The sequence below is a fragment of the Frankia sp. CoWAU3 genome (assembly GCF_977971855.1).
The window spans coordinates 8,326-12,729 of sequence record NZ_CDWWXB010000010.1; the positions used below are offsets into that span (position 1 = coordinate 8,326).

The window sequence follows — 4,404 nt, forward strand, 5'->3', positions numbered from 1 at the left end:
CGTGTCGCCCGCGCGCCACGCCGACAGAGTGTGTGCATCCGCGTACTCGGATCCGGACCAATAGTGGACAACCGGGGAGGTGGATTCTACCGCGATCAGGCCTATTGCCTGACGGTCTACGAGGAACTCACATGTCGGGTGCCCGTCTGCAAGGGGCCAGACGGGCTGCGTAGACTTTGCCGGACCCGGACCGATCCCCTTTCGGGAGAGGGAGTTCACGCCGTGTCGCTTCTGTCCACGATCAGTAGTCCGCAGGACGTCAAGCGCCTCGACCACGAGGAGCTCGCCACCCTGGCGGCCGAGATCCGTGATTTCCTCATTCACGCAGTCGCGCGTACGGGAGGTCACCTCGGGCCGAATCTGGGGGCTGTCGAGCTGACGTTGGCAATACATCGTGTGTTTGATTCGCCATTCGACCGCATCCTTTGGGACACTGGTCATCAGTCCTATGTGCACAAGATTCTGACCGGCCGGGCGGACGATTTCTCCGGGCTGCGCCAGCGGGGTGGCCTTTCCGGCTACCCCAGCCGGGCCGAGTCCGAGCACGACATCATCGAGAACTCGCACGCCTCGACCGCCCTGTCCTACGCCGACGGGCTGTCGCGTGCCTACGCGCTGCGTGGTGAGGACCGGGCCGTCGTCGCCGTCGTCGGTGACGGCGCCCTGACCGGCGGGATGTGCTGGGAGGCGCTGAACAACATCGCCGCCGACGACCGGCCCGTCGTCATCGTCGTCAACGACAACGGCCGCTCCTACGCACCGACGATCGGCGGCCTCGCCGACCACCTCGCCGCGCTGCGGCTGGCGCCCGAGTACGAGCAGGTCCTCGACGTCGTCAAGCAGGTCCTCGGCCGCACTCCGCTGGTCGGCCCCCCGCTGTTCGACGCGCTGCACGGCATCAAGAAGGGCATCAAGGACGTCGTCCAGCCGCAGGGCATGTTCGAGGACCTCGGCCTGAAGTACGTCGGCCCGGTCGACGGCCACGACGTCGTCGCGGTCGAGTCGGCCCTGCGCCGGGCTCGGGATTTCGGCGGGCCCGTCATCGTCCACTGCGTGACCCGCAAGGGCTTCGGCTACCCGCCGGCGGAGCAGGACGATGCCGACAACTTCCACGGCGTCGGCATCATCGACCCGGCGACCGGCAAGCCGGTGTCGACGTCGAAGACCATCAGCTGGACGAGCATCTTCTCGGACGAGATCGTGCAGATCGGTTCCGAGCGGCCCGACGTCGTCACGCTGACCGCCGCGATGCTCCAGCCGGTTGGTCTCGGCGCCTTCGCCAAGGCCTACCCGGACCGGGTGTTCGACGTCGGTATCGCCGAGCAGCACGCCGTCACCTCGGCCGCCGGGCTCGCGATGGGTGGGCTCAGGCCCGTCGTGTGTCTCTACGCCACGTTCCTCAACCGCGCGTTCGACCAGGTCCTGATGGACGTCGCCCTGCACCGCCAGCCCGTGACGTTCGTGCTCGATCGGGCCGGCATCACCGGGGAGGACGGGGCGTCGCACAACGGCATGTGGGACCTGTCGTTCCTGCAGGTCGTCCCGGGGCTCGCGATCGCCGCCCCGCGGGACGCACCGACCCTGCGGGCGGAGCTGCGTGAGGCGGTGGGTGACACCGACGGCCCGACCGTCGTGCGTTTCCCCAAGGGCAAGGTCGCCGTGGACGTGCCGGCGATTGACACGGTCGGCGGGGTGGACGTGCTCTACCGTTCGCCGAAGGTGGCCCAGCGCCGCGAGGTGCTGCTGGTCTCCATCGGCGCGATGGCCGCCACCTGCCTGGAGGTCGCGGAGCGGGTCGCGAGCCAGGGCATCGGCATCACCGTTGTCGACCCGCGGTGGGTCAAGCCACTGGACCCGGCGCTGATCGATCTTGCCCGCGCCCACGACCTCGTCGTCACCGTCGAGGATAACGGCCGGGTCGGCGGGGTCGGGGCGGCGCTGGCCCAGCTGCTGCGCGACGCCGACGTCGACGTGCCCCTGCGGGACTTCGGCATCGCCCAGCGCTTCCTCGACCACGGCAAGCGGGACGAGGTCATGGCCGAGGTCGGGCTTGCCCCGCAGGACCTCGCCCGCAAGGTCGTCGAGGCCGTCGCGAAGCGCCAGCCGGCGATCGAGGACGACCCGACCTCGCCCGGCGAAGCGGCCCCGGCGGGCGAGCGGGCCGGCGAGGCCATCGGCGACCAGCGCTGACCCCCGGTGCTCTGACTCGGGTGCGCTGATCCCGGACGCACCCGGGTGTCGCCCGGTCATCGGGGTCCGACGGGCAAGGACCCGCCACCGTATCGGGTCGCCACCGTGTCGGGGCCCGGCGCGGTGGCGGCCCGACCGCCGTCCTAGGCTGACCAGGTGGGTGAGCACACCGTGTCGGCGCGCCAGGGCGCCGCCTCCCGCCGCCGGGCTGGGCGCGGCCCACGCTGGTGGGCCGTGCGTGGTGCGCTTCTGGTGGCCCTCGGGCTACTGGTTCTCGCCATGGTCAGCCAGTGGAACGAGATCGAGGAGTCCGTCCGCTCGCTCAGCGTGGGCGGCGTGGTGGCCTCGGGTGTGGTCACCGTGCTTGCCGTCGGTACCACCGTGCTGTCCTGGCGGGCGTTGCTGGGGGGGTTGGGCGCCGCGCTTCCCCTGCGGGCCGCCGTACGGATCTTCTTCGTCGGGCAGATCGGTAAGTATATCCCGGGCAGCGTGTGGCCGGTGCTCGCGCAGATGGAGCTCTCCCGCGACCACGGCGTCTCCCGGCCGAAGGCAGCTTCGGCGAGCTTGGTCGTGTTGGCGCTCGCGGTGCCGAGCGGGGGGCTCGCCGCGGCGGTCACCCTGCCGTTCGTCTCCGCGCAGGCGCTCGCCGACTACTGGTGGGCGCTGGCGGTCGTGCCCGTCTTCGTCGTCGTGCTCTGTCCCCCGGTGCTGTCCCGCCTGCTGGCGCTGGCATTCCGGCTGCTGCGCCGCCCACCGCTGACCGAACCACTGCCCCCGCGGGCCGTCGCCGCCGGAGCCGGCTGGTTGCTGCTCAGCTTCTGCTGCTACGGGGTGGCGACCTGGCTGCTCGTCCGGGATCTGCATCCGGCGGTCGGTGGCGGCCGGCTGTTGCTGCTCTCCCTCGGGGCCTATGCCCTGGCCTGGACCGCCGGATTCCTGGTACTGGTGCTGCCCGCCGGGGCGGGGGTGCGGGAGGCGGTGCTGGTGCTGGCGCTGGCGCCGGCGGTCGCCAGCGGGCCGGCGACCCTGGTCGCGTTGGTGGCGCGGCTTCTTGCCACGATCGCCGACCTGGTCTGGGCGCTCGTCGGTGTCGCCCTACGGCAGCGGGGTGCTCGGCTGTTGTGTACTGATGATGCGATGCAGGAGCGAATGTGAGGAAGTGGGAGGAGGGTGGGGGGTGCACCATGACCCGCAACGGCCACCCGGGTGGCCCCCGCCCGTCCCGCCGATCTCGTGGGGCGGCCCCGGGTGGCCGGGCGGGCCGCCGGCGCCCCGCCGTAGTCGGGCCCGGTGGCTGATTCCGCTCGTCCTCGTGCTCGCCCTCCTGACCGGCGCGGGTGGAACCGGTCTGTTCCTGCTCCTCCCCGCTCCACCGACGGCCCTGCCAACGCCGTCCGCGCCTACCTGATGGAGGTCAGGGACTCGCGCTACGAGGCCGCTTACGTCCGCCTCTGCCCGTCGGTCCAGGAACGCCGGCCAGCGTCCGAGTTCGCCATCATCATGCGGGCTCTGGACGATGTCCAGGGCGGTATCGCCTCGTTCGCCGTGCGAAGAGTGCAGATCCACCGGTCCGTGGGTTCCCCGACGGTCCGGGAGGTTCAGGTCGACGTCCGGCGCGGCAGCGCCGCGGCGAGCCACGAGACGTACCAGGTGGGAAAGGAATCCGGAAGCTACTGCCTGCTGACGCCCGGCGCCCCGTTCTCCTTGGACCCGTCGCTGCCCCCGGATCTTCAGCAGCCGGGCCCGTTCGATGATTCCCCCGGCGATGGCCGACGCGGCGGTGGCGACGACGAGCCACCGGTCCGCACGGCCTGACCGGCGCCGATGGTCAGGGCGGCCGATTGGATCAGCGCAGGGTGGCGACTCCCGGCGGGGCGAAGCGCTGCCCGGTGACGGCCTCGCTGATGCCGCTACGGTCCAGGTAGGGCGTGATGCCGCCGAGGTGGAACGGCCAGCCGGCGCCGAGGATCATGCACAGGTCGATGTCGGCGGCCTCCGCGACGATTTTCTCGGTCAGCATCAGATGGATCTCCTCGGCGAGCGCGCGCAGCGCCGCCTCGCGTACCTCGTCTCCGGTCAGCGGGATGGCGGCCGGGGACGGCGTGGAGATGAGCGCGGCGGCGTCCGGGTCGACGGTCTGGACGCCGTCCGGGCCCGTGGTGTAGATGCCGCTCCGGCCCGCCTCGACCAGCCGGGCGAGAGCCGTCGGCCGCC

The 4,404-nt window shown here is 71.5% G+C and carries 3 protein-coding genes and 1 pseudogene; 3 read left to right on the forward strand and 1 reads right to left on the reverse strand.

All coding sequences use genetic code 11. The features are described from left to right. The first annotated feature begins 222 nt into the window (after positions 1–222). The 3 genes from dxs to AC08ON_RS02315 all read left to right on the forward strand — a co-directional run bounded on the left by dxs (position 223) and on the right by AC08ON_RS02315 (position 4,005). Positions 223–2,190 carry a 1-deoxy-D-xylulose-5-phosphate synthase gene (gene dxs, locus AC08ON_RS02305; protein ID WP_476606208.1) on the forward strand — a complete coding sequence of 656 codons (1,968 nt, stop codon included), beginning with the start codon at positions 223–225 and terminating at the stop codon, positions 2,188–2,190. A gap of 156 nt (positions 2,191–2,346) precedes the next feature. Continuing rightward, a complete protein-coding gene (locus AC08ON_RS02310) occupies positions 2,347–3,345 on the forward strand; it encodes a lysylphosphatidylglycerol synthase domain-containing protein (RefSeq protein ID WP_476606209.1) in 999 nt (332 codons plus the stop codon). Positions 3,346–3,597: 252 nt separating this feature from the next. After that, on the forward strand, positions 3,598–4,005 hold the full coding sequence (locus tag AC08ON_RS02315; protein WP_476606210.1) for a hypothetical protein: 408 nt from the start codon (positions 3,598–3,600) through the stop codon (positions 4,003–4,005). A 31-nt stretch (positions 4,006–4,036) separates the two neighbouring features. Here the strand turns inward: AC08ON_RS02315 and AC08ON_RS02320 are convergent. Beyond that, positions 4,037–4,404: pseudogene (locus AC08ON_RS02320) on the reverse strand (3-hydroxyacyl-CoA dehydrogenase NAD-binding domain-containing protein); the annotation flags it as partial.

Excerpts from the sequence above, each read along its gene's own strand:
- AC08ON_RS02315 (WP_476606210.1), top strand. The coding sequence starts at position 3,598 with ATGGAGGTCAGGGACTCGCGCTACGAGGCCGCTTACGTCCGCCTCTGC.